Source organism: Mycobacterium botniense (genome assembly GCF_010723305.1).
Classification (GTDB): domain Bacteria; phylum Actinomycetota; class Actinomycetes; order Mycobacteriales; family Mycobacteriaceae; genus Mycobacterium; species Mycobacterium botniense.
Genome location: NZ_BLKW01000004.1, coordinates 964,419 through 990,548, shown reverse-complemented (window position 1 = coordinate 990,548; position 26,130 = coordinate 964,419). Strand labels below are relative to the sequence as shown.

Here is a 26,130-nt window from a genome sequence, read left to right as displayed (position 1 = left end):
AAACCGGTATCACCGGCCACGCGATTGTGCGGCACACGTTGCCGCGGGTGGCGCAATCCGGTGCAGGTACTATAAAGCGTTTCTCAGACGTTGAAATACTTGGCTTCTGGGTGGTGCAGAACAAACGCGTCAGTGGACTGTTCGGGGTGTAACTGAAATTCCTCCGAGAGGGTCACACCGATGCGTTCCGGCTGTAACAGCCCGACTATCTTGGCCCGGTCCTCCAGCTCTGGACAGGCGCCGTAGCCGAGCGAGAAGCGGGCACCGCGGTAGCCGAGTGCGAAGTAGTCTTCGACCGCCTCGGGGTCCTCGGCTGACATCGCGCGGTCCCCGGAGAACTTCAGTTCCTCGCGGATACGTCGATGCCAATACTCGGCCAGCGCCTCGGTGAGCTGCACCCCGATACCGTGAACTTCCAGATAGTCGCGGTAGGCATTGGATGCGAACAACTCGTTGGCGACGTCGGCGATGGGCTGGCCCATCGTGACCAGCTGAACCGGCAGCACATCAACCTGGCCCCGGGCGACGGCCAGCGCCCGCGACCGGATGAAATCGGCGATGCACAAAAACCGGCCACGCTGCTGACGCGGGAAAGTAAACCGGAAACGTTCGGGCGCATCGGGTTCGGGGTCGGTGAGCACGACGACGTCATCACCATCGGAAACTGCCGGGAAGTAGCCGTACACCACGGCTGCGTGCGCCAACACGCCGTCGGTGGACAACCGGTCCAGCCAATAGCGCAGCCGCGGGCGTCCCTCGGTCTCAACCAGCTCCTCATATGACGGACCGTCGCCGCCGCGGGCACCCCTCAGTCCCCACTGCCCCAAGAACAGCGCGCGTTCGTCGAGCAGCCTGGCATAATCGGCCACCGCCAGGCCTTTGACCACCCGCGATCCCCAGAACGGGGGCATCGGAACCTCGACATCGGCTGCCACATCGGAACGTTCCGGCACGTGCACCGGCGTCTCAGCGGCTTTGCGTTTTTCGGCAATGCGTTTCGATCGCTCGTGGCGAGCCTTGCGTTCGGCCTGCTTTTGGCGGGCGGCAAGCGCCTCCGGGCTGTCGGTGTCGGGAGCTTCCCCTCGTTTGACACTCATGATGGTGTCCATCAGTTTCAGCCCTTCGAAAGCGTCTCGCGCATAGTGCACTTCGCCTTCGTACAGTTCGGCCAGGTCGTTTTCCACATAGCTGCGGGTCAGTGCCGCACCACCAAGCAGCACCGGAAACCTGTCAGCAACCCCGCGGGTGTTCATCTCCTCGAGGTTTTCCTTCATCACCACGGTGGACTTGACCAGCAGCCCGGACATCCCGACCACATCAGCGTTTTTCTCCTCGGCCGCCTCCAGAATGGTCGATATCGGCTGCTTGATCCCGAGGTTGATGACCTCATATCCGTTGTTGGTCAAGATGATGTCCACCAGATTCTTGCCGATGTCGTGCACATCGCCCTTGACGGTGGCCAGCACGATCCGGCCCTTGCCGGCGTCGTCTTCCGATTTCTCCATATGCGGTTCGAGGTAGGCGACGGCGGCCTTCATGACCTCGGCGGACTGCAGCACAAACGGCAGCTGCATCTGCCCCGACCCGAACAGGTCACCGACGGTCTTCATTCCCGCCAACAGGTTGTCGTTGATGATGTCCAGCGGCGGCTTCAGCATCATGGCTTCGTCGAGGTCGGCTTCCAGGCCGTTGCGTTCACCATCGATGATGCGCTGCGCCAACCGTTCCAGCACCGGCAGTTTGGCCAGCTCGGCAGCGCGTGACTCTTTCGAGGACGCGGCGGAAACCCCCTCGAAGAGACGCATCAGCTCTTGCAGGGGGTCATAGCCGTCGCGGCGGCGGTCATAGACCAAGTCGAGCGCGGCCTGGCGCTGGTCATCGGGAATCCGGTTCATCGGCACGATTTTTGACGCATGCACGATTGCCGAATCCAATCCTGCTTCCCGGCATTCGTTGAGGAACACCGAGTTGAGCACCTGGCGCGCCGCAGGGTTCAGGCCGAACGAGATGTTGGACAGTCCCAGGGTGGTCTGCACGTCCGGGTGACGTTTTTTGAGTTCACGGATCGCCTCGATGGTCTCGATGCCGTCGCGGCGCGACTCTTCCTGCCCGGTAGCGATAGTGAAGGTCAAACAGTCGATCAAGATCGACGATTTCTCCACGCCCCAGTTCGTCGTGATGTCGTCGATGAGCCGCTCGGCGATGGCCACTTTCTTCTCGGCGGTGCGGGCCTGCCCCTCCTCGTCGATGGTCAGCGCTACCACGGCAGCACCGTGTTCTGCCACCAGCTCCATGGTCTGGTGAAAACGGGACTCCGGGCCCGCACCGTCTTCGTAGTTGACCGAGTTGATCGCGCAGCGCCCCCCGAGATGTTCCAGACCGGCCCGCAGCACAGCGGTTTCGGTGGAGTCCAGCATGATCGGCAGGGTTGATGCGGTGGCGAGGCGGCTGGCTAACGCCGTCATGTCGGCGACGCCGTCACGACCCACATAGTCCACGCACAGATCCAGCAGGTGCGCCCCGTCGCGGGTTTGCTCTTTGGCGATATCAAGGCATTTCTGGTAGTCCCCGGCGATCATCGCTTCACGAAAAGCCTTGGAGCCGTTCGCGTTTGTTCGCTCACCAATCATCAGTACCGAGGATTCCTGCGCGAACGGCACCGCGGTGTACAGTGACGAAACCCCCGGCTCATAGGTCACCTGCCGTTCGCCGCGCGGTGCCTCACCCGCGTTGAATCCGGCCACCACAGCCGCGAGCCGGCGGATGTGCTCCGGGGTGGTGCCGCAGCACCCGCCGACCAGTGACAGCCCGAATTCGGCGATGAAACCAGCCAGAGCTTCAGCGAATTCTTCAGGCTGCAAAGGATATTCGGCGCCATTGGCTCCGAGCACCGGAAGTCCGGCGTTGGGCATGACCGACACCGGGATACGGGCATGCTGGGACAGATACCGAAGGTGCTCAGCCATTTCGGCGGGCCCTGTCGCGCAGTTCAGGCCGATCATGTCCACACCGAGCGGCTCGATGGAGGTCAGCGCGGCGCCGATCTCGCTGCCTAGCAGCATCGTTCCAGTGGTCTCCACAGTGACGTGGGTGAAAATCGGAATGCGCCGTCCAGCCTGCGCCATCGCCCGTCGCGACCCCAACACCGCGGCCTTGAGCTGCAGCAGGTCCTGACAGGTCTCCACCAAAATAGCGTCGGCGCCGCCGTCGAGCATGCCGAGCGCAGCCTCGGTGTAGGCGTCACGGATCACCGCATACTCGGTGTGCCCGAGCGTCGGCAGCTTGGTGCCCGGTCCCATCGAGCCCAGCACGTAGCGTTTGCGCCCGGGTGTGCAGAGCTCGTCGGCGACGCGGCGCGCGATCGTGGTGGCCTGCGCTGAGAGATCCCTGATCTTGTCGGCGATGCCGTAGTCGCCGAGGTTTGACGCATTGCACCCGAACGTGTTGGTCTCGACGGCGTCGGCGCCGGCTTCGAAGTAGTCGCGGTGGATGCGGGCGATGATGTCGGGACGAGTCTCGTTGAGGATCTCGTTACAGCCCTCCAGTCCGCGGAAGTCGTCGAGTGTGAGATCCGCAGCCTGCAGCTGGGTACCCATCGCGCCGTCGCCCAGCAGGATCCGCTCAGCGAGAACATCCAACAGGTCGGTGTCGTAGCCGGCATCATTCGCGACGCTCATCCCCACAAGCATAGCTGTTCTATCCAAATGGCTGCGGCCGTCACTGCGCCGACGCGCCACCTCACGCCGTAGGCTGATCCTGTGATCTCCCCGGACGCCGACGCTGCGCTGCCCCGACTGCACAACACCATCGCCGTCGCAGCCTTCGAGGGATGGAACGACGCCGGTGACGCCGCCAGTGACGCGCTGGAGCACCTGGACGCCATCTGGGAAGCCGATCCGATCGTGGAGATCGACGACGAGGCCTACTACGACTACCAGGTGAATCGCCCGGTGATCCGCCAGGTCGACGGGGTCACCCGCGAACTGGTGTGGCCCGCGATGCGGATTTCACACTGTCGCCCACCGGGCAGCGGACGCGACGTCGTACTGATGCGCGGTGTGGAGCCGAATATGCGCTGGCGCACGTTTTGCGCTGAGTTGCTGGCCATCGCCGACAAGCTCAACGTCGAAACCGTGGTGATCCTGGGTGCACTGCTGGCCGACACGCCGCACACCCGGCCGGTGCCGGTCTCGGGCGCGGCCTACTCCCCCGAGTCGGCCCGGCGATTCGGCTTGCAGGAGACCCGCTATGAGGGCCCGACCGGGATCGCCGGGGTGTTCCAGAACGCGTGTGTAGCGGCCGGGATCCCGGCGGTGACGTTCTGGGCGGCGGTACCGCACTACGTGTCGCAGCCGCCGAACCCGAAGGCGACCATAGCCTTGCTGCGCCGTGTCGAGGATGTGCTCGATGTCGAGGTTCCGCTGGCTGACCTGCCGGCGCAGGCCGAAGAGTGGGAGCAGGCTATAAGCGAGATGATCGCCGAAGACGACGACCTGGCCGAATACGTGCAGTCGCTGGAGCAGCGCGGCGATGCCGAGATCGACATGACCGAAGTGCTGGGCAAGATCGACGGTGACGCGCTGGCCGCCGAGTTCGAGCGCTATCTGCGCCGTCGCCGCCCTGGTTTCGGGCGCTGATCCATCGCCGCCGGCGCAGACCCCAGGACCGCCCGCCCAGTGTGCACCCGGTGTCACGCCGCCGCGGCGTGTCGCGGACAACCACGCACCCTCGCGGATCAGCGCCGCTCAAGTGATTCGGTGTGCGCGCTGGTAGAGCGACCCAGCGCGGCAACTTCGGCGTCCATCCGCGGCAAGAGGTCAGGCACAAACCGCAGCACCGGCGCTTCTCCTGCCGGGGTGGACAATAACGGCCGCAGCCAGCGGAACGCGCCCACCCAGCCCGGGCAGTTGATGCGGCGTTTACGCCCTTCGATGCCCTTGAGGAAGGCCCGCCCACAGGCGCGCACCGATGTGGTGCGGTTGAGCGGATAGGGCAGTTTGGCGAGCATCTCGGTGAAGGTGGCCAGGTCGGCCTTGCTGTCTCGCACCATGGCTGTGTCGATCCAGGACATGTGCGCCGAACCGACGTCCACGCCGAAGTGCGCGACCTCCAGGCGCAGCGCGTTGGCGAAGTGCTCGACGGCGGCCTTGGACGCGTGATAGGCCGCCAGCCCCGGCGCGGCAGCGTAGGCGGCCAGCGAGGACACGATCAACACATAGCCGCGACGCTCGATAACCGACGGAAGAGCCGCGCGCACCGTGTAATACACACCGAGCACATTGATATCGATGAGCCGCCGGAACGCCTCCGGGTCAACCTGAAGTACCGAACCGTAGCTGATGATCCCGGCGTTAGCGATCACCGTGTCGATGCCGCCGAACCGTGCGACAGCCTGATCGGCGGCGGCTTGGATGGCCTCCCTGTTGCGCACATCGGCGACCACGGTCAGCACCCGTTCGTCACCAAGCTGGTTGCCCAGCCGTTTGAGCTGCGCCTCGTCGAGGTCGGTCAGCACCAGTTTGGCGCCGCGCTCATGCAGCCGCAATGCCACCTCTGCACCGATCCCGCCGGCAGCGCCGGTGAGGAACACCACTTGAGAGTTGAGTGCTGTCATGGCTGAAACCTCCCGCGCCGAGCCGTTACAGGGCCACCCCGAGCAGGGCGTCGACCGCCTTGGCCACCAATGCCGGTGCGTCCTTGTCATCACCGCCGTATTCCAGTGCATCGGCAGCCCAACCATCAAGAGCGGCAAGTGCTTTAGGGGTGTCGAGGTCGTCGGCCAAATACCGGCGCACTCGGGCGATCACATCCTCAGCGGCCGGGCCGGCGGGCAGGGCGGTCGCGGCGCGCCACCGGTGCAGCCGGCCGCGGGCTTCGTCGAGCAGCTGGGTGCTCCACGACCGGTCCGCGCGGTAATGCCCGGCCAAAAGTCCCAGCCGGATCGCTGACGGCTCGACACCCTGTGTGCGCAACGTCGAGACCAGCACCAGGTTGCCGCGGCTTTTGGACATCTTGTGACCGTCCCAGCCGATCATCCCGGCGTGCACGTAGTGACGGGCGAATCGCCGTTCACCGCTGATGGATTCGGCAAGCGCGGCAGTGAACTCATGATGCGGGAAAATCAGGTCGGTGCCGCCGCCCTGGATGTCGAGACCGGTGCCGATACGGCTGAGCGCTATCGCCGCGCACTCGATGTGCCAGCCCGGCCGGCCGGGGCCGACAGGCGACGGCCAGCTCGGTTCGCCGGGCCGCGCTGCGCGCCACAACAGGGCGTCGAGTTCATGGTGCTTGCCTGGCCGCTGCGGATCCCCGCCGCGCTGCGCCGACAGCCGCCGCATGGTGTCGAGGTCATACCCTGACTCGTAGCCGAATTGCGGCGTGGCATCCGCCCGGAAGTACACATCGGGGTAGTCACCGTCGAGGATGTACGCTGCCCCGGAGGCCAGCATTTTTTCCACGGCCTCGACCACTTCGTCGATGGCTTCGGTGGCGGCGACGTACTCATGCGGCGGCAGCACCCGCAGCGCCGCCATGTCCTCGCCGAACCCGGCCACTTCGCGTGCCGCTAGCTCGCGCCAGTTGACACCGTCGCGCTCGGCGCGCTCGAACAGCGGGTCGTCGACGTCGGTGATGTTCTGCACGTAGTGCACCTCTTGACCACTGTCCAGCCACAGCCGGTGCACCAGGTCGAACGCCAGATAGGTGGCGGCATGCCCCAGATGAGTGGCGTCATAGGGCGTGATCCCGCAGACGTACATGGTGGCGGTGCGACCGGGCGCCACCGGGCGCAGCTGCCGATCGGCCGTGTCGTAGAGCCGTAACCCGGGGCCCCGTCCCGGTAACGCCGGGATGGGGGCGGCCGACCACGAGTGCATACCGTCGACTGTAGGTGCGCTGCCCGCTCGGCGAGGACGCAGGCCACGCGTCGGTTCTCACCCGCCGGCCGGACGGCGCCCACCAGCGCCGCTGCACGCGCTAAAACGCCGGCCAGGGAATGGGGCGGTGCCGGTTGGGGCCGGGCATCACCGGGTGGTCCAGCAGCGCGTGGGCGCGTCGGCGTAACGCCGCGATCTCCCGGCCGGTGATCTGTTCGGCCAGCGCGTCGCCCAGCGGGCCGCCCAGCGCGTCGGCCAGCCCGGCAACCGCCTCCAGCGTCTGCGCGTCCACGGGTTTACCGGCCCAACCCCACAGCACAGTGCGCAACTTGTCCTCCACATGCAGACACACCCCGTGGTCGACCCCGTAGATGTGCCCGTCGACCCCCTGCAGGATGTGACCGCCTTTGCGATCAGCGTTGTTGATCAGCACGTCGAACACCGCCATGCGGCGCAACCGGATGTCATCGGCGTGGCTCAGCATGACCTCCTCGCCGGCATAGTCGTAGGCCCGCAAAACCGGCAAATAGCCTGGCGGCACCTTGCCCGCGGGGAAGACGTCGACGAGGTCAGGGCCGGGCCCGGGGTCGGTATCGGCGGCGTCGCCGGGTTGGTCCACCCACAGCTGCAGCATCCCGGTCCCTGCAGGCCCGTCACGAATGATGGTGTAGGGCACGATATTCCAACCCAGCTGCGTCGACACCAGATAGGCGCCCAGCTCCCGGCCGGCCAGGGTGCCGTCGGGGAAATCCCACAGCGGCTGCTCCCCGGCGATTGGTTTGTAGACGCAGTGCACCCGGCGCTCGCCCAGCGTCGACTCACACAAAAATGTGGCGTTACTCGCCGAGCGGATGCGCCCGAGCACCGTCAGCTCGCCACACCGCAATACCTCACGCTCGTCAGGCCTCGAGGTCATCGTCAGACCCGAGCAACGCGCTGCGCCGGTAACCGTTGGTGCGCGCGCAGATGTGTCCCTCGGGGTCCAGCGGTTCGTCGCACAGCGGACAGGGCGGACGCCCTGCCGAGATGACCCGGTAGGAGCGGTTGGCGAACTGCCGGGCCGACTCGGGGGTCAAGAACACCCGGACCGCGTCGGGGCCTTCCTCGGTGTCGTCGAGCACCACCGACGCGTCGAACTCGTCGTCGGTGGCGGCGAGCAGTTCGACCACGACCGTCTGGGCCTCCGCATCCCAGCCCAGGCCCATGGTCCCGACCCGAAACTCTGCGTCGATCGGGGTGACCAGCGGGCTGAGGTCTTCGACCTCGGTGGTCTCAGGCGGTATCGGGGTGCCAAATCTGCGGTGCACTTCATACAGCAGCGCGCCGATACGCTCGGCGAGCACCGCGACTTGCTGCTTTTCCAGCACCACCGACACCACCCGCGACTCATGGACCGCCTGCAAGTAGAAGGTCCGGTTTCCGGGCTGGCCGACTGTCCCGGCAACGAAGCGGTCGGGTGTGCGAAAGACGTGGATTGCACGCGGCATGGCATCTCCAAAATACCGGCAGTTGCTGTCGCTTCGTAGTTCCTCGGCGGGTACCCGCTCACCCGGTGGAGCCACCGACCACCGCGTCGCCGGGGGGTATCTCACTGTCCGGCTCACCGTCGGAGGGCGGCGCCGTCAGCATAGCCGTCAGTCGTGCGCCGGTGTGGTTGACGTGCAACACAAACGGGCGCAGCTGCGTGTAGCGGATCACGCTCAACGACCCCGGATCCACGGTGACGCGCTGGAAGCTGTCCAGATGCATCCCGAGGGCGTCGGCGACCACCGCCTTGATGACGTCACCGTGCGTGCAGGCCAGCCACAGCACATCCGCGCCGTGCTGTTCGGCCAGCCGCCGGTCATGCTCGCGGACGGCGGCCACGGCCCGCGACTGCACCTCTGCCAACCCCTCACCGCCGGGGAACACCGCTGCGCTGGGATGAGCCTGCACCACCGCCCACAACGGCTCCTTGGCCAGGTCGGCGATGGCACGGCCGGTCCATTCGCCATAGTCAACTTCAGAAAGCCGCTCGTCGACGACGGGCTGCAGGCTCAAGGCGCGGGCCAGTGGTTCGACGGTGCGCCGACAACGCAACAGCGGCGAGCAGACCACCGAGCGGATCGGCAGCTCACCGAGCCGAGTGATGAGGTCGGCAGCTTGTTCACGGCCCGCGTCATCGAGGTCGACCCCCTCGGAGCGCCCGGCGAGAACCCGCGCGGTGTTCGACACCGAGCGGCCGTGGCGCACCAAGATCACGGTCATGTGGCGGCCAGCGTGCCCGAGCCGAGCAGAATGAACACCCCGACCCCCACGGCCACCCGGTAGGCGACGAACCAGTACATGGCGTGGCGCACCAAAAATCGCAGCAACCACGCCACCGCGGCGAACCCGACACCAAACGCGATCAGGGTGGCGGTCAGCAGCTGGGCACCGGTCGCGCTCATACCCTCGCGGACCGGGTGAAACGCGTCGGGCAAAGAAAACAATCCGGAGGCGAAAACCGCCGGGATGGCGAGCAGAAAGCCGAACCGGGCGGCCAGCTCACGGTCCAGACCCAAGAACAAACCGGCGCTGATGGTGGCACCGGAGCGGGAGACGCCCGGTACCAGCGCCAGCGTCTGCGCCAGGCCCACGACGAACGCGTCTCGCCACGACAGCTGCCCCGCGTGGCGGTTTTGGCGGCCGAGGTACTCGGCCAAAGCGATCACCCCCGAGAACCCCACCAGCGCCGTTGCCACCACCCACAGGCTGCGGACGCCCGCCCGTATGGCGTCGGTGAACACCAGGCCCGCCACACAGATCGGTATGGTCCCGACGATGACGTACCAGCCCAGGCGGTAGTCGGCGGTGCGCCGACGGGGCCGGAATACACCCGCTAACCAGGCTGTGACGATGCGGGTGATGTCCCGGCCGAAGTAGACCACAATGGCAGCCTCGGTGCCTAATTGGGTGACCGCGGTGAACGAGGCGCCGGCGTCACCGCCGAAGAACACCCGCGATGCGATCGCCAGGTGTCCCGAGGACGATACCGGCAAAAACTCGGTGAGCCCTTGCACCACGGCCAAACCGACAACCTGCCACCAAGACATCGCCGGGGCCGCAGTCACGACGACGACCGTACCTGGTGTGCGCGCCGGTTTCGGAGCGGATCTAGCGTGACACCGGCTCCGCTGCGGCTACCGCGTCGCGCACCGCCGCCGCCAGACTGCGCTTATCGCTGACGTCAACGTGGACCAGCGTTCGCCTCGACGTCGCCACCACGTCCTCGGCGCGCGGCACCGGGCCGCTGAGCCGGGGCCGGTAGATCTCCACATGGAGCCAGTGCTGGTCAACACGAAACGCGAAACTGCGGCCGTCGCCGACCTGGCCGAACCCACTGGCGAAGAGCCTGCTGGAAAAGACGCCGGTCCACATGTCTTCAATCGCGAAATTCCGGTCGGCGAGCTGGCGGCCTTCTGCGACGATCATGCGGTGAACATACCCTCTACCCATCCCCGGGTGTCGCTGACAGGGCCGAGGCGCGGCAGACCGCGTTTGTGTGATACCGGCCCGCCACCGGCGCGAGGCGGCTGCGGGTGTGCGGTGTCGACCCGCTGCTGCCGGCCTGCCCGGCCCGTCGGGCAGGCTCCCTACTGTCGTCTCGTCCTGTCTAGCCGGGTCCGCGAGCGAGTATGGGTATCCCGAACCGGGTCGACTATCGTGACGGGTTACCATCGGAGCACCGGGAACCCTGTCGAAAAGGTACATGACCCAACCGTGCGGCAATCCAACTCGCTGGCCTTCGACGATGCATCCGAAACGCTCTCCGTCGCGAGGCCGGGCGCCGAGGTCGAGGTCGTCGAGTGTGCGGCGGGTTCTCGTTGACCGCGGCGCGGTGGAGCAGGCTGCCCGCGGACTGGCACGCCGATCTGTCCGACGACTATGAGTGGGTGCCGTTGCGGCTGCCGCCGGAGATGACCGGGATCAGCGCCTCCACCCGGCTGTCCATCGAGGCGGAGTACCGCGGCTGGGAACTGACCAGGGTACGCCTCTACAACGACGGCAGCAGACGAGTGTTGCTGCGCCGCAAGAAGTCTCCCGTCAACCGGTGCGCTGACCAACCCCAGCTGTGACGGTGAGCGATCCTGCCGGGCACCGGTTCTACGGCGTGCTGCGCCGGCTGTTGTTCATGGTGCCGCCCGAACCCGTCCACACGCTGGTTTTCGCGGCGCTGCGCGCCGCCACCGCGGCAGCCCCGGTACGCCGGCTCCTGCGCCGGTTATTAGCGCCGCGGGATCCGGTGTTGGCCAACACGGTATTCGGGGTGCGCTTCGCCGGGCCGCTGGGGCTGGCGGCCGGCTTCGACAAGAACGGCACCGGGCTAGACACCTGGGGCGCACTGGGTTTCGGTTACGCCGAGGTGGGCACCGTCACCCCAAGCCCCCAGCCGGGCAATCCCCGGCCGCGACTGTTCCGGCTGCCCGCCGACCGTGCCCTGCTCAACCGGATGGGGTTCAACAACGACGGGGCGGGCGCCCTGGCGGTCCGCCTCGCCCGCCACCGCCCCGATGTGCCGGTCGGGGTGAACATCGGCAAGTCCGGCACCACCCCACCCGCACACGCCGTCGACGACTACCGGACCAGCGCCCGGCTGCTCGGCCCGCTGGCGAGCTATCTGGTGGTCAACGTCAGCTCGCCCAACACGCCGGGGCTGCGCGATCTGCAGACAGCCGACGCGCTGCGCCCGATCCTGTCGGCCGTGCTGGCCGAGACCTCTACCCCGGTACTGGTCAAGATCGGGCCGGATCTGCCCGACGCTGATATCGACGACATCGCCGATCTGGCGGTCGAACTAGGGCTGGCCGGCATTGTCGCCACCAACACCACCGTGTCACGCGCCGGGCTGATTACTCCCGGAATCGACCGGTTCGGCGACGGTGGTGTCTCGGGCGTACCGCTGGCCCACCGGGCCAGCGAGGTGCTGCGCCGGCTCTATCACCGCGTCGGCGATCGGATCGTCCTGGTCAGTGTCGGCGGGATCGACACCGCCGACGATGCCTGGGAACGCATCACCGCGGGCGCGTCACTGCTGCAGGGCTACACCGGTTTCGTCTACGGAGGAGGCTTGTGGGCCAAGCACATTCACGACGACATCGCCCGGCGTTTGCGTATGGGCGGTTTCGCTTCGCTTGCCGAGGCGGTCGGCTCGGCCGCGCATCAGAACTAGACACCGGTACCGCGCCCGGCCCGGCTAGCGCTGCTCGTACGTCCCGTAGATGACTGCCCGCGCAATGGCATGCTGGAACAGCTGAAATCCCAGATACGCGGGGCTGGCGTCCTCGTTGAGCTCGAGCTTTTCGACGCCCACCGCATGCACCGTGACGTAGTAGCGGTGCGGACCGTGCCCCGGTGGCGGCGCGGCACCGACATAGCGTCGCATCCCCGCGTCGTTGACCAGTGTCAGTGCCCCGCCGGGCAGCTCACGGCCGTCGCCGACCCCCTCGGGCAACTCGGTGACCGATGCGGGCAGGTTGGCGACCGCCCAATGCCAGAAGCCGGACAGGGTCGGCGCATCAGGGTCATAGACGGTGACCGCGAAGCTGCGGGTCTCCTCCGGAAATCCCGACCACCTCAGGTGCGGGCTGACATCTTGGCCTCCGGCGCCCATGATCCCGCTGATTTGCGGACTGGCCAGGGGCTGACCGTCGGTGATCGAGTCGGAGGTCAGGGTGAACGACGGCAGCTTGGGCAGTCTGGCGTAGGGGTCGGGCGGCGCGATCATGATCAGTCCTCTCGTCTCGATCAGCAGTGTGTCAAGAAGTGTGCCAGCACCTGGGTGCCGAACCTCAGCGCGTCGACGGGTACCCGCTCGTCCACACCATGGAACAGGCTGGCGAAATCCAGCTCCGGAGGCAACCGCAGCGGCACGAAACCGAAGCAGCGAATACCCAGCCGAGCAAAGGCTTTCGCATCCGTGCCCCCGGAAAGCATGTAGGGCACCGTCCGGGCGCCGGGGTCCACGGCCAGCACCGCGGCGTTCATGGCGTCGACCAGATCGCCGTCGAAGCCGGTCTGATACGGCGGCAGGTTCCTGATCCACTCACGGGTCACGTCGGGACCGATCAGCTCGTCGACTTCGGCCTCGAACGCCGCTTGCCGCCCGGGCAGCACGCGGCAGTCCAGCACGGCTTCCGCTGTCGCCGGCACCACGTTGGCTTTGTAGCCTGCACGCAGCATCGTCGGGTTGACGGTATCGCGCAGTGTGGCTTTGACGATGCGCGCGACGGGACCCAATTTGTCGATCTCCCCCTCCACATCGGAGGATCCGCTGTCCAGCCGGTGGCCGGTCTCGTCGCTGACAGCGGCGAGGAACTGGACAACGGTGTCGGTGAGCACCAGCGGAAACCGATGCCGGCCCAGCCGGGCCACCGCCTCGGCGACATCGGTGACCGCGTTGTGATCGTGCACCATCGAACCGTGGCCCGCCGCCCTGCGCGCGGTGAGCCGCATCCACTGCAGCCCCTTCTCAGCCGTCTCGATCAGGTACAGGCGCCGCTCGCCGCCGTCGCGGCACGGCACCGTCAGGGAAAACCCGCCGACTTCTCCGATCGCCTCGGTAACCCCCTCGAACAGGTCCGGCCGGTTGTCGACCAGCCACTGCGACCCGTACTTGCCGCCGTGTTCTTCATCGGCGAGGAACGCGAACAGCAGGTCGCGGGGTGGCACGATACCGGCCCGCCGGAAATGCCGGGCCACCACGATCATCATGCCGACCATGTTTTTCATGTCGACCGCACCACGCCCCCAGACGTAGCCGTTTTCGATCGCGCCGGAGAACGGGTGTACGCTCCACTCGGCCGCCTCGGCCGGCACGACGTCGAGGTGACCATGGACCAGCAGAGCGCCGCGGGATCTGTGTTCGCCCGGCAGCCGGGCGAACACATTGCCGCGCCCGGGAGCGCCGGATTCGACGTATTCGGTCTGGTAGCCGACCTCATCGAGCTGACGGGCCACCCATTGTGCGCACTCGGCTTCGCCTTTGGTGGTCTCGGGTTCGCCGGTGTTGGTGGTGTCAAACCGGATCAACCTGCTGACGACGTCGACCACGTCGTCGTCGGGAGCACCGGCTGGAACGGCCACAGTAGCTTTTCCTACCATTGTGGGGTCTGTGCGGTTGGGGCTGCCCCGGCGATCCGATAGCCTTAGCTGCCAGCCCTGGGTGGGTGGTCTTGTCCGAGTGGCGGAATGGCAGACGCGCTAGCTTGAGGTGCTAGTGCCCTATTACTGGGCGTGGGGGTTCAAGTCCCCCCTCGGACACCGTGGTGAGTCATCTGTCACCGATGTGGTGACCTCACCCACCGTTCGGACCCGGTGATCGTGCCGGTGCGACGGTCAGGTGATTCGCGAAACCCAACCTCTGGCGGGAAAACGGTGACGGTGGCCCCGAAACGCCGCACTGCACACATCGTCGGCGGGCTGGGTCCGTTCAGCACCCAGCCGGCAACCGGTCGGGCTTGCGCCGAACTGTCACCGCAGCGCCGGCTGCGGGGTTTGGATTCCTGGCCATACACCCAGCCGTGCCGTGGTGCCGGCCCGGTGCCGATTGCTTGTGGCGCGGCGAGGGCAGACCGTGGTGTTGAAATCGCGAAACCCATCTCGGTTAACCGGTCTCCGTAGCCCGCCCGCCGGTCGTAGGCTGGGGTGGCCAGCTCGGGAAGAATGGTGAGTACGACCAATGAACCGATCGAGTGGCTTTCTCCGGCGGGCATGGACACGCACCTTCCGTGACCGCCGCGAGGCCGGCCGCGTGCTGGCCCAAGAACTGGCGTCCTACCGCGACACTGCGCAGCTCGTCGTCTTTGGGCTGGCGCGCGGCGGCGTGCCCGTGGGCTGGGAGGTCGCCTCGGCGCTGCACGCTCCGCTGGATGTATTTCTGGTCCGCAAGCTGGGCGTCCCGCACTGGAGCGAACTGGCCATGGGGGCGCTGTCCAGCGGCGGCGGGGTGGTGATCAACGACAACGTGGTGTCGAGCCTTCATATCAGCGACGAACAGCTTCAAGCCGTGATCGACCGGGAAAAAGCCGAGCTCATCCGGCGCGAGCAGGCGTATCGGGGCGGCCGGCCGCTCACCGATCCGCGCGGCAAGACGGTGATCTTGGTCGACGACGGGATCGCGACGGGCGCGAGCATGCTGGCGGCGGTGCGGGCGGTGCGGGCCGCCGGGGCGGAGTCGATCGTGGTCGCGGTACCGGTGGGCCCGCCCTCGGCCTGCCAGCAGCTTGCCCGGGAAGCCGACGACGTGGTGTGCGCAACCATGCCGCCCGGATTCGAGGCGGTGGGGCAGGCTTACGTCGATTTCCACCAAGTCACCGACGACGAGGTGCGCGAGCTGCTGGCCACCCCCACTGACACGAGCGGCCCGAAAGACTGACCCGCGGCGGCCCGGGTTGCGGCCAGTGATTCAGCCCGTGCTGTCGTCGGCGTCGCTGCGGCCGTGGTCCGCGGGCACACCGGAGTGCTCACCGACGTCGGATAGCGATATGCCCTCGGCATCGGCGACGTCCGCATCCGGCGTGTCCTCAGGGTAATCCGCGTCGACGGCCTGCTGAGTGTCACCCTCGACAGCACTGGTCGCCGCCTCCGCGCCCGCATCGTCTGCGTGCGGCGGCGCGGACGGCTGCTGGCCGACCGGGCCGGCCGCCCGCGCCTGTCGCTCCTGCAGCGCGTCAACAATAAGCAGCACTACGCCCAGCACACTGGCGCCGATGCAGAGCCACGCCACGACTTCGTTGCTGGTGACGACCGCGAACACCAACGCGGCGAGACCGATCACCGCTAACACCAGGGCGATAATGAGCATCGGCAATCCTCCAGCCCAACGGGCGACACCGCCGGGACTACATCTTGCCGGCCGGACGGTCCGGCACGGTTGGGCTAGTTATTACCCCGATTGAACTGACTAAATCCACTTGCCTCAGCGCTGGAATCGACGGGTGCAGCCGACCCGCGCTGCCCTAATTCCTCCAGCTGCGATTCCAGGTAGGTCTTGAGCCGGGTGCGATACTCCCGCTCGAAGGTGCGGAGTTGCTCGAGGCGGCCCTCCAGAACGGTGCGCTGCTGGTTGATGGTGCCCATGATCTCGGAGTGCTTGCGTTCGGCGTCGGCCTGAAGTGCGTCGGCCTTCTCCTGGGCCTGGCGCAGCTGGGCCTCCGATCGAGTTTGCGCATCGGCCAGGATCGCGTCGGCGCGCTGCCGGGCTTCGGTGACGGTGGTCTCAGCTTCCCGCCGGGCATCGCCGAGTATCTGGTCGGCGTTGGCACGGGCATCGGCCAGCAGCTTGTCCGCCTCGGCCTTGGCGTTACTGGTCAGCCGATCAGCGGTGTCCTGGGCCAGGCTCAGGACCCTGGCGGCTTTCATGGCCTGGTCCTCACTCATCTCGGTGGCTGCCGGCGCCGCGGCTTCCCGCGGGGGCTCGTAGAGCGGCATGGCCTCGGTGGGCTGGGCGCTGGCGGTCGCGCGCACGCTGGCCAGCTCCTCATCGAGCTCTTTGACCCGTTGGCGCAGATCGGTGTTTTCTTCGATGAGTCGAGTCAGCTCGTTTTCGACCAGGTCGAGGAAGGCGTCGACCTCGTCCTCGTTGTAGCCACGCTTGCCGATAGGCGGCTTGCTGAACGCCACATTGTGGACGTCGGCTGGTGTAAGCGGCATTGTTTGCCCCCTCGAGTCTGGACAGTCAAACCGATTTTGGAAAGTGTAGAACGGCGCGGTAGCCGTACTGCAACTGCGGCCCATCCTGTCACACCAGACCCGCCTGTTGCCGATTAGCCCAATAAATTAAGAACGAATTTCACACTTTACGACCAAAGAAATCCGGTTCCCAAACGTTCCTGAAATCCGCGCGAGCAAACCCAACTGGGGTCTGCGGCCCCGCCTCCGGCCACCCGGCTGCTAAACGGCCGCCTCGAAAGCCAGCCGCATCCCGATAAAGGCCACCAGCAGCAGCACCATGATGGACAGGTCGAGGCGGACAGAACCGATCGTGAGCTGCGGGATAAGCCGGCGCAAAAGCGTCACCGGCGGATCGGTGATCGACATGATGAGCTCCAGCACCACCACGGTGGCACCCCGCGGATGCCAGTCACGGCTGAACGAGCGGACGAACTCAACGACGATCCGAGCGATCAAAAGCAGCCAGAAGACGAACAGCGCGAAGCCGAGGATCTGGAAGAACAGCCCCAACGAAAGCCCGACCTTAACGACGAGGATGTGACAGTGACGGTATCGCCGCCCCGCGTGCGACGAACGTCAGCCTACCGCGCAGCACCGCCGCGATCCGCGCAAGCCCGGCAGCCACACCGACGCGGCGGCATCCGAAGGCCGCACATCCGCGCCGCTACTGGTATGCGTAAAACCCGGTTTCGGCGATGCGGCGTCGATCCTCCGGGGAGACGTCGATGTCGGCGGGTGAGAGCAGAAACACCTTCGTCGCGACCTTGTCGAAGGAACCGCGTAGGGCAAAGGCCAGCCCGGCCGCGAAGTCGACGAGACGTTTGGCGTCGGCGTTGTCCATCGCGACGAGATCCATGATCACCGGGATACCGTCTCGGAACCGCTCGCCGATGGTGCGGGCCTCGCTATAGTCCTTTGGCCGCAGCGTCGTGATCTTCGACAGCGGGCTGCTGTCGTCGAACATCATCGCCATTCGGCGAGGATCCATGGCCAGCGCACCACGAGTGGTGCCCCGAAACAAGCCGAACCGGGGACGGGCGAGCTCTGTGCGGTCGAAATCGCGGTGACGGAACCGGTGCTCCTCACCGTAACCACCGCGGTAGCCGCCGGGCGGGTACTCGTCCGGCTCGCCGCGCGGATGGTCGTAGTCGCGCACCTCGTAGCGGCCGTAGCCGTCATCGAAGCGCGGGCGCGGGTAACCATGCTGGGTCGGAGCACGGTCGTCGTAGTACTCGTCGTCGTAGTCCTCCATCGGCGCCATACCGAAGTAGGCCTTGACCTTGTGGAGTGTGCTCATCGCGGGAACCCTTCTGGGCATCTGGCGGTTGTGGTGTCTGTGATGAAAGTGTGACTACAGTGACTGTTCACGGTGACCGTAGCGGTCGCGGACCCAATAACGCGGTACCGACACGCACACACGTCGAACCATGTTTGACGGCGAACTCCAGGTCGTGCGACATCCCGGCCGACAACCCCACCGCGCCAGGGTGGGACTCGAGCACCCGGCGATGTTCGGCGCGCAGCCGGGCGAACGCTTCGTCCGGGTTCCAGCCCAGCGGCGGTATCCCCATCAGCCCGACCAGGCGCAGGACATCCGACTCGGCGACCTGCGCGCAGACGTCGTCGACCGCGCCGGGCGCGGAGATGTCCACTCCACCGCGAGACACATCACCGTCGAGGCTGATCTGCACATACACCCGCAGCGGGTCGCGGCGCCGACCCTCGGTGAGCGCTGCGGTGACCGCGCGGTCGAGTGCGGTCACCACACGTGAACTGCTCACCGAATGCACCGTGTCCGCCCACCGGGCCACTGACCGGGCTTTGTTGCGCTGGATCTGGCCGACCATATGCCACTGCACCTGCTGCGCCGCGGGGCCCATCAACCGGGCCAGTTCGCCGATCTTCGCCGACGCTTCCTGATCGCGGGATTCGCCGACCGACCGACAACCTAATCGCGACAAAATGGCGACATCGGTTGCTGGAAAGAATTTGGTGACGGGCAGAAGTTCAATTTTGTCAGCCGCACGGCCCGCCGCCTCGGCGGCCGCCGCCAGCCGCGCCCGCACCCGGGTCAATGCGCGGGACAATTCGTGTTCCCGCCGCTGCGCCGCCGGCGCCGCGGCGCTCATTCTATCCACACCACCGACGCCAGCCGCCCGGTCGGCGCCTCGCGGCGATGACTGAACAAAGCTGGGTCCTCCACTGTGCAGCGCGGGTCGATATCGATGGCCGTGACCCCCAAATCTCGAAGCTGGCAAGCGATTCCGGCTCTAAGGTCGAGTCCGGGCGTGCCGGCCGATGTGGTGGTGCGGCTGCCCGGCAGAGCGGCCTCGACCTCGTCGGCCATCGCGGCGGGCACTTCGTAGTTGCGCCCGCTCACCGCGGGGCCCAGCAGGGCCGAAATATCGCCGGGGTGGGCTCCGACGGCCAGCATCACTTCCAGAGCGCGCGCGACGATCCCGCGCGCCGCCCCGACACGCCCGGCGTGTACCGCCGCGACGACACCGGCGCGGGCGTCGGCCAGCAACACCGGCACACAGTCCGCGGAGACGACCGCCAGCGCCAGCCGCGGTGTGCGGGTAACCACCGCGTCGGTGTCGTCGACTGCGCGGTCGGGCGGCGCGTCGATCACCGCGACGTGAGCGCCATGGACCTGGTTCATCCACACCACCCTGCTGGGGGGCAGACCGATGGTGGCGGCCAGCCGGGCCCGGTTGGCCGCCACCGCAGCCGGGTCATCACCGACATGGTCGCCGAGGTTGAACGTGTCGAACGGCGGCGCCGAAACGCCGCCGGCCCGAGTGGTGATCACTCGGCGCACCCGAAAGCTCATGTACCCAGTATCAGGGCCGCCAATCGTGCGCGAACGTGCGCAGATGTCCACCGGCGATCGGTGTGTCATGTACAGACACGCACGCTCGGGCGGATGGTCAGCGGCGCATGAACGGCGGCACGTCGACGTCCTCGTCGTCATCGCCGCCCACGTTGAGCGTCGAACCGTTGGTCTGGAGTGGCACACTGACCGGGTCAGGCGGCTCGAAGACTGTCGAGGTGATCCGGCCGGCCTGACCCGGCGCGATCGTCTGGCCCTGGGCGCTGCCGAGGATAGGCTTGCGGCCCGGTCCGCTGACGTCGAAGCCGGCTGCGATCACGGTAACGCGCACTTCATCGCCGAGCGAGTCGTCGATGACGGTGCCGAAAATGATGTTGGCGTCCGGATGGGCCGCCTCCTGCACCAGCGAGGCTGCTTCGTTGATTTCGAACAGTCCCAGATCGCTGCCGCCGGCGATCGACATCAGCACACCCTGCGCGCCTTCCATGGAGGCTTCCAGCAGCGGGGAGTTGATCGCGATCTCGGCGGCTTTCAGCGCCCGGCCGTCCCCGCGCGCCGAGCCGATGCCCATCAACGCGGTACCGGCCCCGCTCATGATGCCTTTGACGTCGGCGAAGTCCACGTTGATCAGTCCCGGGGTGGTGATCAGATCGGTGATGCCCTGCACCCCGTTGAGCAACACCTCGTCGGCGCTGCGGAAGGCGTCCATCAGCGAGACATGCGCGTCACCCATCTGCAGCAGCCGGTCGTTGGGGATCACGATGAGCGTGTCGCAGCTTTCCCGCAGCGCGGCGATACCGGCTTCGGCCTGTTGACTGCGCCGCTTGCCCTCGAACGAGAACGGCCGGGTAACCACACCCACGGTCAGCGCCCCCAGCTTGCGGGCGACGGTGGCCACGACCGGCGCCCCGCCGGTGCCGGTGCCGCCCCCTTCACCGGCGGTGACGAACACCATGTCAGCGCCGCGCAGCAGCTCTTCGATCTCGTCTTTGGCGTCCTCGGCGGCCTTGCGCCCCACCTCCGGGTCGGCGCCGGCGCCCAGCCCGCGGGTGGAGTCGCGGCCGACGTCGAGCTTGACGTCCGCATCACTCATCAACAGCGCCTGGGCATCGGTGTTGATCGCGATGAACTCCACGCCCTTGAGACCCTGTTCAATCATCCGGTTGACGGCGTTGACGCCGCCGCCGCCGATCCCCACGACTTTGATGACGGCCAGGTAGTTATGCGGGGGGGTCATCATTCGTCTTCCTCCCTGGTGGGACTGTCCGTGGCGGCTTCCGCCTGGCAAACCCTCAACCTCAACCAGAGGCTTAGAGTTATGTCAAGTAGTTGTGCGCAAACAGAACGGTATGGCCACCGCGCGCGCGATCGACGCAGGCGCGCCGACGGGGCGGCGGGCGAATTTCGGTCGATTTCCGTCACCATCGGGTCACCCGCTGAGAAGAGCAGCGACAGCATCATGGTCGGCCCTGGTCAACCCTTGACCGTGGGAAGGTCCGGGCTTGAGACGTCGTACGTCCGCCCGGGTTGGGTCAACAGTGCCGCCAATTTTTCTGCTTTCTCCTCGGTGCGGTCGGTGGTGCCCCAGATCACCACCCGGCCGTCGGTCAGCGTGAGGGTGATCGACGCCACCGACGGGGCCGCGACCCGGCCCACCTGGCCGGCGACCTCGGGACGCAGCGCGCCCAGCACCGCCAGCGCTGCCCTGGTCGCCGGGTCGGCCGGTCCCGGATTCGCGACGTCGAGGTAGGGCAGCGACGGCGGCGGCGGCGCGGTTGCGAAGTCCACCCCATCCCGGTCGTAGAGATGGGGGCCGTCTGGAAAATCCTTGACGGCCATTGGAATCCGTTCGACGATGGTGATACGCACCGCCGACGGATACTGGCGCTGCACCCGCGCCCTGGCCACTCGCCGGATGGCCGCGACCCGGTCGGCGACCTGACCGGTATCGATCTGCAAAAGTGGTGTCCCGCGCCGTATTCGCGCCGCGTCGAGCACCTCTTGACGGGTCACCGTTCCGGTCCCGACGACGATGATGTGGCGGGCGGACATCGCGGGCGTGAAATAGAGCACCAGCCCAAGCACGACCGCCGCAACAGCCAACACCAAAGTCCACAGCAGCATCGTCAGACCCCGGACCGCGCCGCGCGCGACAGGTTTGGGCTCTGCGGCGGCGTGGCTGCCGGCGCGCCGTTTGGCCTCGCGGCGTGCTTGCTCGATCGCTCGGGCGCGGGCCTGCGCGGCGCGGCGCTGCGCGCGTTCGCGCCGGGCCCGTCGTCGCGGACCTTCAAATTCGGCCTGATCAGGATGTCCGGCGTCGTCTCCCGGAGTCTGCCGGGCCTGCCCGGTGTCCCCCGTCTGGGGCGCGTCCTCGCCCGAGCCTGCCGGTGTGTGCTCGCCGGGTGGGGCCGGCGCATTGCCGGCGTCCTCGGCCGCAACCTCGGCGCCCGGCCCCTCCTCCTGCGGTATCACCGCAACGCCTCCGGCTGCCCCGGCGCACCGCGGTGTGCCCGCACCCGCACTGCGGCAACGATCTCAGGCGCGAGCATGGTGACGTCACCGGCACCCATGGTGACCACGACATCGCCGGGGGCGGTGGCTGCTGCCACCGCCTCAGCAACCTCGGAGAGGTCGGGCAGATAGCGCACCGGCACGCTGACGTGTTCGGCGACACGGGCACCGCTCACCCCGGGGAGCGGTTGTTCTCGCGCGCCGTACACGTCCAGCACAAACACCTCGTCGGCGGCATCCAGCGCACGGCCGAATTCAGTAGCGAAAGCTTTTGTCCGCGAATACAAATGGGGTTGGAATACGACCAGAAGGCGACCACCGTCCTGCTCCAGCAGGCTACGGGCGGCGGCCAGCGTCGCGCTGATCTCCGTCGGGTGGTGGGCGTAGTCATCGAACACCCGCACCGACCCGGCGGTGCCGACCAGTTCGAACCGGCGGCGCACCCCGTCGAAACCGGCCAGCCCGTCAAGCACGGTGTCAGCCGGAGCGCCGATCTCGACCGCGGCCAACAGCGCCCCCAGCGCGTTCAGAGCCATGTGCCGTCCGGGCACCGACAGCCGCATCAGCCGCGGGTGGCGTTCGCCGGCCAGCTGGATATGCGCCACCGCACCGCTGCCCTGCTGCTCCCACGACAACAGCGTGCCGGCCGGCCGGCCGGCCTGCGGGCTGCCGTAGCCCAGCACCCGGATGCCCAGTGCCGCCGTACGTTCGGCCAGGGCCGCAGCTCCCGGATCGTCGAGGCAGACCACCAGCGCCCCGCCCGCGGAAAGCCGCTCCACGAAAGCGTCGAACACCGCCGCGTAGGCAGCAGGACTGCCGAAGAAATCCAGGTGATCGCACTCGATATTGGTGACCACGGCGACATCGGGCGTGTACTCCAGCAGTGAGCCGTCGCTCTCGTCGGCCTCGGCGACGAAACAGTCCCCGCTGCCATGGTGGGCGTTGGTGCCGGCCTCGCCCAGCTCGCCGCCGACGGCGAATGACGGATCGCGCCCGCAGCGCTGCAATGCGACGACCAGCATCGATGTCGTCGTCGTCTTGCCGTGGGTGCCGGTGACCATCACCGTGGTGCGCCCGGCCATCAGTTTGGCCAGCACCGCTGGGCGCAGCAGCACCGGGATCCCGCGGCGACGTGCCTCGACCAACTCGGGGTTGGTCTTGGGGATGGCGGCGTGGGTGGTGATGACGGCGGTCACACCCCCGGGCAGCAGATCCAGACACGACGCGTCGTGGCCGATGCGGATCAGCGCGCCGCGGGCGCGCAGCGCGCGCACCCCGCGCGACTCCTTGGCGTCAGAGCCCGAGACCATGCCGCCGCGGTCCAGCAGGATGCGGGCGATAGCCGACATGCCCACTCCCCCGATACCGACCATGTGCACCCGCCGCAGCTCGGGCGGCAGCGCCCCGGCGGTCATGCTCCCCCCCGCCGACGAGCGCCAGGCTGGCCGTTGCCCGCTGTGCGGGCGATGTCGAGCGCGATCTGAGCGACCTGCCGCGCGGCGTCGCGATGTCCCGCCCGTGCCGCCGCCGCCGTCATCGCCGCCAGCCGGGCCGGGTCGCTGAACAACTCACCCACCTGCGTGGCCACCACATCCGGTGTCAGGTCGGCGTCGGCGATGAGCAGCCCACCACCGGCGTTGACCACCGGAAGTGCGTTGAGTCGCTGTTCGCCGTTGCCGATGGGCAGCGGCACATAGATCGCCGGCAGGCCCACCGCTGAGACTTCGGCGACCGTCATCGCTCCGGCACGGCAGATCGCCAGGTCGGCCGCCGCGTAGGCCAGATCCATCCGGTCCAGATAGGGCACCGCCAGGTAGGGCGGATCCCCGTCGCGCGGGGTGCGCAGGTGCAGGCTGTTCTTGGGCCCGTAGGCGTGCAGCACCGCCACACCGGCGGCGGCCAGAGCAGCGGCCGCGGCCGCCACGGCCCGGTTGATCGAGGCTGCGCCCTGTGAACCGCCGAACACCAGTAACACCCGCGCGTCGTCGGGGAAACCGAAATGGGCCCGCGCCGTTGTGCGCAGCGCCGCGCGGTCCAGCCCGGCGATCGCGGGACGCACCGGAACGCCGACCACGTCGGCGCCGCGCAGGCCGCACTCGGGTACTGCCGAGAGCACCCGGCGGGCGCTGCGCGCACCAACCCGGTTGGCCAGCCCGGCGCTGGCGTTGGCCTCATGGATGACCACCGGGACCCGCCGCCACCGTCCCGGGAGGCCGCGGGCGGCCAGATACGCCGGCAGGGCTACGTAGCCGCCAAAGCCGACGACGACGTCGGCCCCGACGTCGTCCAGCACCGCACGGGTCTGCCGGACCGCGCGCCAGATCCGCGCCGGCAACCGGATCAGGTCGACGCTGGGCTTACGCGGCAACGGAACCGGGGTGATCAGCTCCAGGCGGTACCCGCGTTGGGGCACCAGCCGGGTTTCCAGGCCTCGCGACGTGCCCAGCGCAGTGATGCGCACCCGCGGATCCAGAGCGACCAGCGCGTCGGCGACCGCCATGGCCGGCTCGACATGACCGGCGGTGCCGCCGCCGGCGAGCAGCACCGACACCGGGGCAGCACCGCGGTGTGTCCCGTCCTCATCACGAGTCCGAAGCCCACCAACCGGCTCTGTGACCGAGTCGTTCACCCGTAACGCTGACCTTCCAGGGCGCGAGCCCGCCGTATCGGACGCTGGCCGGCAGAGCGCTGACCAGCTCCATGATGCCCCGATCGGCGGGCCGGGCGATGGTCGGTCCGGCGTGGTCGGGGCGCGCCCGCGGCCCGGCCGGCCACCGGCGCCCGGTCCGACTTGCGCGCCGGTTTGACCGGGTGCGGATGTGCGCCGGCCCGGTTCCGCAGCGCCTCGACGCGGGTGGGCAGATACGGCTCCGGCAGCGGTAACCGCAGCAGCCGGTTCACCCGGTCGGTACGCCCGGCGCGCAAAGCGGCCACCGCATCAGGCTCGTGGCGAGCGGCATTGGCCATCACACCCACCATCAAAAGTGTTGTGGCCGTGGATGTTCCACCCGCGGAGATGAGTGGGAGTTGTAGGCCGGTAACCGGCAGCAGCCCGATGACGTAGCCCACGTTGATGAACGCCTGACCCAGCACCCACATCGTCGTGGTGGCAGTCAGCAACCGCAGAAACGGGTCGACGGATCGCTGCGCAATCCGCATCCCGGTGTAGGCGAACAACCCGAATAACGCCAGCAACCCGACCGCCCCGATAAAACCGAGCTCTTCGCCGATGATCGCGAAGATGAAATCGTTGTGCGCATTCGGCAGGTAGTTCCACTTGGCCGTGCCCTGGCCCAAACCGTCGCCGAAGATACCGCCGTTAGCCAGGGCGAACCTGGCCTGTCGGGCCTGATAGCCGGTGTCCTGCGGGTCCATGCCCGGGTTCAGCCAGGAGCGCACCCGCTCGGAGCGGTAGCCCTCGGACACCGCCAGGATCGCCGCCGACAGGATGACTGCGAAAAGTGAGCTCAGGAACACTCGCAGCGGCAGACCCGCGTACCAGAGCAGGGCCAGCAGGATGATGCCCAGCGACACAGTCTGCCCGAGGTCGGGCTGTGCCACGATCAACGCCAACGCCACGACGGCTGCCGGCACCAACGGAATCAGCATCTCGCGCAGGGAGGCTCGTTCCATCCGCCGGGCCGCCAGCAGATGCGCACCCCAGATGGCGAAAGCCACCTTGGCCAACTCCGACGGCTGCATCGACAACCCGGCGACCACGAACCATCCCCGAGACCCATTGGCCTCCCTGCCGACACCGGGAATCAGCACGAGGACCAACGTGACGATGCTCAGCACGAACCCCGGGAAGGCCATCCGCCGCATCAATCGCACCGACATCCGCAGCGCCAGATAGCAGGCCACCAGCCCGATGACCGTCCACAACACCTGCCGACCGAATATCACCCAGGCCGAGCCGTCATCGTCGTACGAGCGCACACCCGACGCCGAGAGCACCATGATCAAACCGAGCGTCGTCAACAGCGCAGCGACGGCGATGATGAGGTGAAACGATGTCATGGGCCGCCCCAGCCAGGTGCCGAATCGGGTGGGCACACCGATTCTGGCCGGCGCGGCGAGCGCTGGTTCAGCCGTTGCGGTGGCCGGGCCGGCAGCCGCGTCGACCGGCCCGGTCGCGCCGCCAGCGGTCAGGTGTCCGGCCGTCTCCGCAGTGGTCGAACCCCGGCGCAGCAACCGGGTCAGAACGCCCGCCACGCC

At 67.5% G+C, this 26,130-nt stretch carries 24 protein-coding genes, 1 tRNA gene and 1 pseudogene; 5 read left to right on the top strand and 21 right to left on the bottom strand.

What is annotated here, in order from left to right:
* Nucleotides 1–83: 83 nt before the first annotated feature.
* A complete protein-coding gene (gene metH / locus G6N08_RS14635) occupies nucleotides 84–3,677 on the bottom strand; it encodes a methionine synthase (RefSeq protein WP_163758428.1) in 3,594 nt (1,197 codons plus the stop codon).
* An 81-nt stretch (nucleotides 3,678–3,758) separates the two neighbouring features.
* Here metH and G6N08_RS14630 point away from each other — a divergent pair, with 81 nt between their 5' ends.
* The gene (locus tag G6N08_RS14630) at nucleotides 3,759–4,637 is read left to right on the top strand and encodes a PAC2 family protein (protein WP_163758426.1); all 879 of its coding nucleotides are present in this window, start codon (nucleotides 3,759–3,761) and stop codon (nucleotides 4,635–4,637) included.
* 98 nt (nucleotides 4,638–4,735) lie between these two features.
* Here G6N08_RS14630 and G6N08_RS14625 read toward each other — a convergent pair whose 3' ends face one another.
* The 7 genes from G6N08_RS14625 to G6N08_RS14595 form a co-directional block, all read right to left on the bottom strand.
* Nucleotides 4,736–5,614, bottom strand: coding sequence for an SDR family oxidoreductase (locus tag G6N08_RS14625; protein WP_163758424.1), 879 nt, complete (start codon nucleotides 5,612–5,614; stop codon nucleotides 4,736–4,738).
* Nucleotides 5,615–5,639: 25 nt separating this feature from the next.
* Entirely contained in the window at nucleotides 5,640–6,875 is a 1,236-nt protein-coding gene (gene mshC, locus G6N08_RS14620; protein WP_163758422.1) for a cysteine--1-D-myo-inosityl 2-amino-2-deoxy-alpha-D-glucopyranoside ligase, read from the bottom strand.
* A 100-nt stretch (nucleotides 6,876–6,975) separates the two neighbouring features.
* Entirely contained in the window at nucleotides 6,976–7,791 is an 816-nt protein-coding gene (locus G6N08_RS14615; RefSeq protein WP_163758420.1) for an SCO1664 family protein, read from the bottom strand.
* Nucleotides 7,775–8,362 (bottom strand): DUF3090 domain-containing protein, encoded by a 588-nt coding sequence (locus G6N08_RS14610; RefSeq protein WP_163758418.1) that lies wholly within the window; start codon nucleotides 8,360–8,362, stop codon nucleotides 7,775–7,777. Before G6N08_RS14610 ends, G6N08_RS14615 begins: the two co-directional genes overlap by 17 nt.
* Nucleotides 8,363–8,420: 58 nt before the next feature.
* Nucleotides 8,421–9,122 (bottom strand): histidine phosphatase family protein, encoded by a 702-nt coding sequence (locus tag G6N08_RS14605; RefSeq protein ID WP_163758416.1) that lies wholly within the window; start codon nucleotides 9,120–9,122, stop codon nucleotides 8,421–8,423.
* Complete coding sequence (locus tag G6N08_RS14600; RefSeq protein WP_163760669.1) at nucleotides 9,119–9,949, bottom strand: undecaprenyl-diphosphate phosphatase; 831 nt, start codon at nucleotides 9,947–9,949, stop codon at nucleotides 9,119–9,121. Before G6N08_RS14600 ends, G6N08_RS14605 begins: the two co-directional genes overlap by 4 nt.
* 61 nt (nucleotides 9,950–10,010) lie before the next feature.
* On the bottom strand, nucleotides 10,011–10,328 hold the full coding sequence (locus G6N08_RS14595) for a hypothetical protein (RefSeq protein ID WP_163758414.1): 318 nt from the start codon (nucleotides 10,326–10,328) through the stop codon (nucleotides 10,011–10,013).
* 392 nt (nucleotides 10,329–10,720) lie between these two features.
* Here G6N08_RS14595 and G6N08_RS14590 point away from each other — a divergent pair, with 392 nt between their 5' ends.
* Both G6N08_RS14590 and G6N08_RS14585 read left to right on the top strand, forming a co-directional pair.
* Nucleotides 10,721–10,972, top strand: a complete 252-nt coding sequence (locus G6N08_RS14590) for a DUF5703 family protein (RefSeq protein WP_163760667.1) — start codon at nucleotides 10,721–10,723, stop codon at nucleotides 10,970–10,972.
* A 2-nt stretch (nucleotides 10,973–10,974) separates the two neighbouring features.
* On the top strand, nucleotides 10,975–12,066 hold the full coding sequence (locus G6N08_RS14585; protein ID WP_281352757.1) for a quinone-dependent dihydroorotate dehydrogenase: 1,092 nt from the start codon (nucleotides 10,975–10,977) through the stop codon (nucleotides 12,064–12,066).
* Between the two features lie 24 nt (nucleotides 12,067–12,090).
* Here the strand turns inward: G6N08_RS14585 and G6N08_RS14580 are convergent, their stop codons facing one another.
* Both G6N08_RS14580 and G6N08_RS14575 read right to left on the bottom strand, forming a co-directional pair.
* Entirely contained in the window at nucleotides 12,091–12,621 is a 531-nt protein-coding gene (locus G6N08_RS14580) for a YbhB/YbcL family Raf kinase inhibitor-like protein (RefSeq protein WP_163758412.1), read from the bottom strand.
* Between the two features lie 20 nt (nucleotides 12,622–12,641).
* Nucleotides 12,642–13,997 carry a M20/M25/M40 family metallo-hydrolase gene (locus tag G6N08_RS14575; RefSeq protein ID WP_163758410.1) on the bottom strand — a complete coding sequence of 452 codons (1,356 nt, stop codon included), beginning with the start codon at nucleotides 13,995–13,997 and terminating at the stop codon, nucleotides 12,642–12,644.
* A 73-nt stretch (nucleotides 13,998–14,070) separates the two neighbouring features.
* Between G6N08_RS14575 and G6N08_RS14570 the strand changes: the two genes are divergently transcribed.
* Both G6N08_RS14570 and G6N08_RS14565 read left to right on the top strand, forming a co-directional pair.
* A tRNA-Leu gene (locus tag G6N08_RS14570) sits at nucleotides 14,071–14,156 on the top strand.
* 409 nt (nucleotides 14,157–14,565) lie between these two features.
* A pseudogene (locus tag G6N08_RS14565) lies at nucleotides 14,566–15,270 on the top strand (phosphoribosyltransferase); the annotation flags it as partial.
* A 30-nt stretch (nucleotides 15,271–15,300) separates the two neighbouring features.
* On the opposite strand, the gene G6N08_RS14560 reads toward G6N08_RS14565, so the two are convergent.
* From G6N08_RS14560 to ftsW, 11 genes are all read right to left on the bottom strand, one after another.
* Nucleotides 15,301–15,699: a cytochrome d ubiquinol oxidase subunit II gene (locus G6N08_RS14560; protein WP_163758406.1), complete on the bottom strand. Its 399-nt coding sequence runs from the start codon at nucleotides 15,697–15,699 to the stop codon at nucleotides 15,301–15,303.
* 74 nt (nucleotides 15,700–15,773) lie between these two features.
* On the bottom strand, nucleotides 15,774–16,547 hold the full coding sequence (gene wag31 / locus G6N08_RS14555) for a DivIVA-like cell division protein Wag31 (RefSeq protein WP_163758403.1): 774 nt from the start codon (nucleotides 16,545–16,547) through the stop codon (nucleotides 15,774–15,776).
* Between the two features lie 240 nt (nucleotides 16,548–16,787).
* The gene (locus G6N08_RS14550) at nucleotides 16,788–17,078 is read right to left on the bottom strand and encodes a YggT family protein (protein WP_163758401.1); all 291 of its coding nucleotides are present in this window, start codon (nucleotides 17,076–17,078) and stop codon (nucleotides 16,788–16,790) included.
* 154 nt (nucleotides 17,079–17,232) lie between these two features.
* Nucleotides 17,233–17,865, bottom strand: coding sequence for a cell division protein SepF (locus tag G6N08_RS14545; protein WP_163758399.1), 633 nt, complete (start codon nucleotides 17,863–17,865; stop codon nucleotides 17,233–17,235).
* Between the two features lie 67 nt (nucleotides 17,866–17,932).
* Nucleotides 17,933–18,697 carry a YggS family pyridoxal phosphate-dependent enzyme gene (locus tag G6N08_RS14540; protein ID WP_163758397.1) on the bottom strand — a complete coding sequence of 255 codons (765 nt, stop codon included), beginning with the start codon at nucleotides 18,695–18,697 and terminating at the stop codon, nucleotides 17,933–17,935.
* Nucleotides 18,694–19,401: a peptidoglycan editing factor PgeF gene (pgeF, locus tag G6N08_RS14535; RefSeq protein ID WP_163758395.1), complete on the bottom strand. Its 708-nt coding sequence runs from the start codon at nucleotides 19,399–19,401 to the stop codon at nucleotides 18,694–18,696. The genes G6N08_RS14540 and pgeF overlap by 4 nt, the downstream gene beginning before the upstream one ends.
* Before the next feature lie 97 nt (nucleotides 19,402–19,498).
* Nucleotides 19,499–20,638, bottom strand: a complete 1,140-nt coding sequence (gene ftsZ, locus G6N08_RS14530) for a cell division protein FtsZ (RefSeq protein ID WP_163760663.1) — start codon at nucleotides 20,636–20,638, stop codon at nucleotides 19,499–19,501.
* 236 nt (nucleotides 20,639–20,874) lie between these two features.
* Nucleotides 20,875–21,873, bottom strand: a complete 999-nt coding sequence (locus tag G6N08_RS14525) for a cell division protein FtsQ/DivIB (RefSeq protein WP_308494713.1) — start codon at nucleotides 21,871–21,873, stop codon at nucleotides 20,875–20,877.
* On the bottom strand, nucleotides 21,870–23,327 hold the full coding sequence (gene murC, locus G6N08_RS14520) for a UDP-N-acetylmuramate--L-alanine ligase (protein WP_163758393.1): 1,458 nt from the start codon (nucleotides 23,325–23,327) through the stop codon (nucleotides 21,870–21,872). The genes G6N08_RS14525 and murC overlap by 4 nt, the downstream gene beginning before the upstream one ends.
* Nucleotides 23,324–24,541 carry an undecaprenyldiphospho-muramoylpentapeptide beta-N-acetylglucosaminyltransferase gene (murG, locus tag G6N08_RS14515; protein ID WP_163758391.1) on the bottom strand — a complete coding sequence of 406 codons (1,218 nt, stop codon included), beginning with the start codon at nucleotides 24,539–24,541 and terminating at the stop codon, nucleotides 23,324–23,326. The genes murC and murG overlap by 4 nt, the downstream gene beginning before the upstream one ends.
* Nucleotides 24,538–26,127 carry a putative lipid II flippase FtsW gene (gene ftsW / locus G6N08_RS14510; RefSeq protein WP_163758389.1) on the bottom strand — a complete coding sequence of 530 codons (1,590 nt, stop codon included), beginning with the start codon at nucleotides 26,125–26,127 and terminating at the stop codon, nucleotides 24,538–24,540. The genes murG and ftsW overlap by 4 nt, the downstream gene beginning before the upstream one ends.
* Between the last annotated feature and the right edge of the window lie 3 nt (nucleotides 26,128–26,130).

Bases quoted from the DNA above. Each gene is read 5' to 3' on its own strand.
- metH (WP_163758428.1), bottom strand. From the start codon at position 3,677: ATGAGCGTCGCGAATGATGCCGGCTACGACACCGACCTGTTGGATGTT.
- G6N08_RS14625 (WP_163758424.1), bottom strand. From the start codon at position 5,614: ATGACAGCACTCAACTCTCAAGTGGTGTTCCTCACCGGCGCTGCCGGC.
- mshC (WP_163758422.1), bottom strand. From the start codon at position 6,875: ATGCACTCGTGGTCGGCCGCCCCCATCCCGGCGTTACCGGGACGGGGC.
- G6N08_RS14615 (WP_163758420.1), bottom strand. From the start codon at position 7,791: ATGACCTCGAGGCCTGACGAGCGTGAGGTATTGCGGTGTGGCGAGCTG.
- G6N08_RS14610 (WP_163758418.1), bottom strand. From the start codon at position 8,362: ATGCCGCGTGCAATCCACGTCTTTCGCACACCCGACCGCTTCGTTGCC.
- G6N08_RS14605 (WP_163758416.1), bottom strand. From the start codon at position 9,122: ATGACCGTGATCTTGGTGCGCCACGGCCGCTCGGTGTCGAACACCGCG.
- G6N08_RS14600 (WP_163760669.1), bottom strand. From the start codon at position 9,949: ATGTCTTGGTGGCAGGTTGTCGGTTTGGCCGTGGTGCAAGGGCTCACC.
- G6N08_RS14595 (WP_163758414.1), bottom strand. From the start codon at position 10,328: ATGATCGTCGCAGAAGGCCGCCAGCTCGCCGACCGGAATTTCGCGATT.
- G6N08_RS14580 (WP_163758412.1), bottom strand. From the start codon at position 12,621: ATGATCGCGCCGCCCGACCCCTACGCCAGACTGCCCAAGCTGCCGTCG.
- G6N08_RS14575 (WP_163758410.1), bottom strand. From the start codon at position 13,997: ATGGTAGGAAAAGCTACTGTGGCCGTTCCAGCCGGTGCTCCCGACGAC.
- G6N08_RS14560 (WP_163758406.1), bottom strand. From the start codon at position 15,699: ATGCTCATTATCGCCCTGGTGTTAGCGGTGATCGGTCTCGCCGCGTTG.
- wag31 (WP_163758403.1), bottom strand. From the start codon at position 16,547: ATGCCGCTTACACCAGCCGACGTCCACAATGTGGCGTTCAGCAAGCCG.
- G6N08_RS14545 (WP_163758399.1), bottom strand. From the start codon at position 17,865: ATGAGCACACTCCACAAGGTCAAGGCCTACTTCGGTATGGCGCCGATG.
- G6N08_RS14540 (WP_163758397.1), bottom strand. From the start codon at position 18,697: ATGAGCGCCGCGGCGCCGGCGGCGCAGCGGCGGGAACACGAATTGTCC.
- pgeF (WP_163758395.1), bottom strand. From the start codon at position 19,401: ATGAGCTTTCGGGTGCGCCGAGTGATCACCACTCGGGCCGGCGGCGTT.
- ftsZ (WP_163760663.1), bottom strand. From the start codon at position 20,638: ATGACCCCCCCGCATAACTACCTGGCCGTCATCAAAGTCGTGGGGATC.
- murC (WP_163758393.1), bottom strand. From the start codon at position 23,327: ATGACCGCCGGGGCGCTGCCGCCCGAGCTGCGGCGGGTGCACATGGTC.